Source organism: Rurimicrobium arvi (assembly GCF_039540495.1).
Taxonomy (GTDB): Bacteria; Bacteroidota; Bacteroidia; order Chitinophagales; family Chitinophagaceae; genus Rurimicrobium; species Rurimicrobium arvi.
Window position 1 is genome coordinate 41,749 of record NZ_BAABEZ010000013.1, and the last position, 2,460, is coordinate 44,208.

A 2,460-nucleotide genomic window follows, 5' to 3' on the forward strand; every position below is an offset into this window, starting at 1 on the left:
CTCCCGATAGCTATCGGGACTGCGCCAGCGCAAAGGGCTTTTCGCGTCCCGCAATGACGCCATAACAGAAACCCACCCCTATCCCCTCCGAGGAGGGGAAACCAGCGTGTGCGAGCAGCGTGCAAGCATTCTCGCACGACCATCAAACCCCACCCAGGGTGTGTCATTGCGCGCCAATGAGCGAAGGGTTGGAACAACCCAAGTGAAGAAGGCAAAGCAATCTCAAACGCGTACTGTAGAGATTGGTTCCTCGCTGCCTACACACAGGCTATCCGCTCGTCGCAATGACGCGAAATGGTAGATGGAGCCCAACACGGAGCAAATCACCTCCCGATCCCGATAGCTATCGGGATCGGGATCGGGACGAGGGGCCGGAGGCCGGGTCCGACAAGCATCCTTACAAAGGCAGCAACAAAAAAAGCGGGACGGTAGAAACCATCCCGCAGACCAAACTTATTGATCAGGCAAGTATACACCATACAATGCTTATTGCTGCTGTATTACCGACATTCTAACAAAACAAAGGCGCTCTTGTTACTTCACCTTTTGTCGCTTCTGTTTTCTTTATCCGCCACCAAAACCAGCGGCCTGCGCGGCATAGCGGCTAACCCTGTCTGGTTCAGACATCTATTGATACACGTCCTTAAGCTTGCATGCTTCTGACATGATCCGGTCCGGAGACCGGTATCCACCGCGACGTAGTCCGGAGACTACGCCGACCGGGGGGCTACCCTGTTTGGTTCAGACATATTTGATAGACTTCCTTACGCTTGTATGCTCCTGACGTGATCCGGTCCGGAGACCGGCATCCGCCGCGACGTAGTCCGGAGACTACGCCGAGCGGGGGCGGGCAAGTTTAAAGTTATAGAGACGCAACCGTGATAAAATTTTCCAATGCGCCATTCAATATACTTACTGTTCCTGCAGAACCGGCTCCCCACACAAATATTGTAACAGGAGCGCTTGTCGTATTAGATATTATCCATGTCACCTGTCCTACAGTAGAGACACTTGCCAGCACACCCCATCCTCCTAACTGAGGAAAGCATGCGGGTGTAGAAGTGCCAGTGAGAGAACTCCAGGCAGTGGATGAAAGACAAAGGCTGTATGTTGCATACCCGGATGCAGACCCTGTTGTATGTGCACCAAAAAATATCTGCGATTTACCTACGGGAACTGTGACAGAAAAGCCTGTAAAAGTATGTACTCCGAAAGCCAATGTCCTACCGACTGACGTGACTGTTCCACTGGTTGCCGTCAGACCTGCACTTTTCCAAGTCGCCACCCCATTCGCATCACTGGTCAATACTTTACCGGCTCCTTCTGATCCGTCTTTGATCTGGATCGGGCCGCTGTGCGTGATCGTATCGGTAAATGAAGTACTGCCCACGCCCGTTCCTTTCTTCTCCCAGGGCTCATTGGCCGTAATCAGACTCGTTACCGATTGTCCCGTTGGCAACATCACACTCTCCTTCGCTTTGATCGCATACACCATCGCTACGTTGCGGGGACGGGCAGTTGGTATCCAACCTGTACCAGAAGACCCCGTGAATGAGGCAAGAACGGTGGCGCTATAATTTGTGTATGGCCCTGGACAGTAATTGTCTGCGTCGATACCGGACAAGTCGTTCCAAGCCGGTGTTCCTCCTGATGGTGGTCTAACCAAAAAATGACTTCCCGTACCTCCCATATCCGCATAAGTTGCTGCTGATCCTTTTTGCCAAGAGCCCAAAGGTCTAGATCCTAATTCCACCCCTCTTCCGTGATCCCATCCTCTGATAAACTCACCACGCAGGTCTGGCAGGTTAAAGGTTGTGGAGCCGTCGCCTGCTCCGTACGTAGTGCCAATCTTTGCAAACAGGGTCGCAAACGTTGTACGGCTTACCGCATTGCCGTTACACTCCAGGTAATCGCTTGGGATCGCGCTGAACGCAAATGCTTCAATACTTCCCACCGTCTGGTCGGGTGCCGTGCTCATTGCCACCCGGCGTACCACTCCGTTTGCATCTGCCGTCAGTACAGAGTCTGTCGTAAAGCTTCCGCTCTGCAAGCCTTCCAGCTTCAGCGGATTGCTCGTCGCTTTCACATGCAGTGTGTTCGTGGGCGCACTCAGTCCGATACCGACCTTACCCGTACTGTCCACCACCATGCGTTCCGTATTGTTGCTCCGTACCCGCAGACTGATATTGTCTGTTGTTCCGATGAAGTTGCTGCCGCTGTTCGTGTTTGCGTTGCCTTTCAGGTTCCAGTAGTTCACATTCAGGCTGTCTTTGACAGGGCTGCTGCCGATCAGCTTCGCTATCGAGTCTTTAACCGGACTCTGCAGCATCTGTTTCGCTACCGCCGTGCTGTCCAGTCGTAAAGAAGTAGCCTTCAGCGTTGTTCCCGTTCCGCCTGTTACCAGGATTCCGTTGCTGTTGGTAAGGTCTTTACCGGTAATGCTGCCCGAGCTGAGCGCAC

1 protein-coding gene is annotated in these 2,460 nt (G+C 53.1%); it reads right to left on the bottom strand.

The genetic code is table 11. The features are described from left to right. Window positions 1-862 precede the first annotated feature (862 nt). Window positions 863-2,460: phage tail protein (locus tag ABD846_RS04915; RefSeq protein ID WP_344823258.1), on the bottom strand; the 1,598-nt coding region annotated here is incomplete at its 5' end.